The 2,756-nt window shown below is 66.8% G+C and carries 1 protein-coding gene and 2 pseudogenes; all 3 read left to right on the top strand.

What is annotated here, in order from left to right:
- Positions 1-59: 59 nt before the first annotated feature.
- Positions 60-320: pseudogene (locus ACLP25_RS17245) on the top strand (reverse transcriptase domain-containing protein); the annotation flags it as partial.
- Between the two features lie 106 nt (positions 321-426).
- Entirely contained in the window at positions 427-1,521 is a 1,095-nt protein-coding gene (locus ACLP25_RS17250) for a transposase (protein ID WP_442470410.1), read from the top strand.
- 151 nt (positions 1,522-1,672) lie between these two features.
- Positions 1,673-2,756: pseudogene (locus tag ACLP25_RS17255) on the top strand (IS91 family transposase); the annotation flags it as partial.

The following is a 2,756-nucleotide window of genomic DNA, read 5'->3' on the forward strand; positions in this document are numbered from 1 at the left end:
AACTGGCGCTTGCGCTCAGGCAGGAGACTTACCGACCCGACCCTATCAGACGCGTCTACATACCGAAGGCCAACGGCAAACTCAGGCCGCTGGGCATCTCAACCTTGCGGGATCGGGTCTGCATGACGGCGGCGACGCTGGTGCTGGAGCCGATTTTCGAAGCCGATCTTCCACCGGAACTCTACGCCTACCGCCCCGGGCGAAACGCCCAACAGGCGGTGGCCAAGGTGCAGGAGCTGTTGTTTCGCGGCCACCCGGACGTGGTGGACGCCGACCTTGCGGACTACTTCGGGAGCATTCCCCATGCCGAGCTTTTGAAGTCGGTATCGCGCCGGACCCCCGGACTTGATCCCATAGGCGCTAACATTGGCTCTTGTGTCCGAGAATCGCTTGTGATTCCACCATGGGATGACTCGCGAATCACTTGTGACCCAGGATTGGGAGGGCGTCGTCGCCCGGCTCGGCGGGGCGACGACGCTCGAACAAAGCGCCCGCGACACGAAGGCCTTTCTGCGGGCGCGGGCCGTCGCAACCGCCGTGGATTTGTTGCGCCTGATCCTGGCCTATTGCCTCAGCGATCGAGGGTTGCGATCGACCGCCGCCTGGGCGACGGCGATCGGGCTTGCCAATCTTTCCAATGTCGCACTGCTTCAGCGCCTGCGCCGGTGCGGTGACTGGTTGGCGCTCTTGGTCGGGGAGGCGCTGGCCGCCGCCGCGCCGCAAGCGAGCCGCGGCCGCCTGATCCGAATCATCGATGCGACGACGGTCCCAAAGGCCGGAGCGGCAGCCAAGAGGGGGAACAAGCTGTGGCGCATTCACAGCGCCTTCGACCTTCCGCGCGAGCGCTTCGGTCATTTCGAGCTGACCGATCAGCATGGGGGCGAGACGCTCGATCGGATCCCCGTCGTTAAAGGCGAGATCCGCATCGCCGATCGCGCCTATCTGCAGCCCGACCGCATCGCCCTCGTGCTTGAGCAGGACGCCGACGTGCTGATCCGCGCCGGCTGGAGAAACGCCCGTTGGCTCGACGCCGAGGGCGAGCCAGTCGATCTTCTCGCCGAGTTCCGCAAGGCGTCGGACTGCGGACTGATCGACCGACCGATCTTCATTGGACGCAAGAGCGGCAAGCCGCTCGCTCTGCGGCTCGTCGCCGTCAAGAAGTCCGGGCAAGCTGCCGAGGCCGCGCGGCGGGTAGCGCGTCGACAGGCGCAAAAGGGGCGCCATCGGATCTCCAAAGGAACCCTCGACGCCGCGGAGTGGGTGATCCTGGTGACCTCGCTTGCGCCCGAGGCCTTCCCGACCGCCGACGTTCTCGCGCTTTATCGTCTGCGATGGAGGATCGAGCTCGGCTTCAAGCGCTTGAAGAGCCTGATCGGCCTGAAGGGACCGCCAGGCGCCGACGAACGCTCCGCCAAGCCGTACGTGCTGGCCCATCTCTTGATCATCCTTCTGCTCGAGCCGCTCGTCGACGGACTCGAGGACTCTCCCCGCTGGGCCGAGGGCTTGGCGCTGGCCGCCTGACCCGCCCAGCGACTTGGCGCCTGTTGCGCCAACTCGTCGCTTCCCTGCTGCAAGCGATCATGCCCGAGCCGACCCTGGCTTGCCTGCGACGCCGGCTGGCGGCGCTGGGCCGCCATCTGCGCGAGCCTCCAAGACGAAAACGCATGTACCAATGCATGGTCCCGATATGTTAGCGCCTATGGGTCACAGCCCGGGGGTCATGTCGGCGATCGAGACCTGTCGCACTGCCGCGCTCGGCGGCCACGTCGAGCGCTGCGAAGACTGCGCGCACGAGCAGATCTCCTACAATTCCTGCCGCAACCGGCAATGCCCGAAGTGTCAGGCTGCCGCCGCGCGGCAATGGCTGGCCGAGCGCGAGGCCGAACTCCTGCCGGTCCCTTATTATCACGTCGTCTTCACCCTGCCGGCCGCGATCGGCGCCATCGCGTTCCACAACAAGGCCGCCGTCTACGACCTCATGTTCAGGACCGTGGCCGACACGCTGACCACGATCGCCGCCGACCCCAAGCATCTGGGCACCCGCATCGGCCTCACCGCCGTGCTGCACACATGGGGCTCGGCGCTGACCCATCATCCCCATGTCCACGTCATCGTTCCCGGCGGCGGCCTCGCGCCGGACCGGTCGCGCTGGATCGCCTGCAAGGGAGGCTTCTTCCTGCCCGTGCGCGTGCTGTCGCGCCTGTTCCACCGCCTCTTCCTCGAAGGGCTCGCGGCCCTCCATGAGGCCGACCGCCTCGTCTTCTTCGGCGATCTCGCTCCGCTTGCCGACAAGCGCGCCTTCGACGCCGCGCTCGCGCCTCTGCGCCGCTCCGAGTGGGTGGTCTACGCCAAGAGGCCGTTCGCCGGGCCGCAGGCCGTCCTCGCTTATCTCGCCCGCTACACCCACCGCGTCGCGATCTCGAACCCTCGGCTGATCGCGCTCGACGAGGCCAGCGTCACCTTCAAATGGAAGGACTACCGGATCAAAGGCCGCGACCGGCTCAAAACCATGACGCTCGACGCGGCCGAGTTCATCCGCCGCTTTCTCCTGCACGTGCTGCCCAGCGGTTTCGCCACTACGGCCTGCTCGCTGGAACGGTTCGAGCGCGCAACATCGAGCGCGCCCGCCAATGGCTCGCCGCCGCCCAGGGTCTCGCCCCAAAGCGCGACGCTGAGGCCGACAGCGAGACCGAAACACCTTCGTCTGCGCGCCGATGCCCGTGTTGCGGCGGCCGGATGATCATCATCGAGACGTT

Origin of the sequence: Roseiarcus sp. (assembly GCF_052145395.1) — a bacterium.
Classification (GTDB): domain Bacteria; phylum Pseudomonadota; class Alphaproteobacteria; order Rhizobiales; family Beijerinckiaceae; genus Roseiarcus.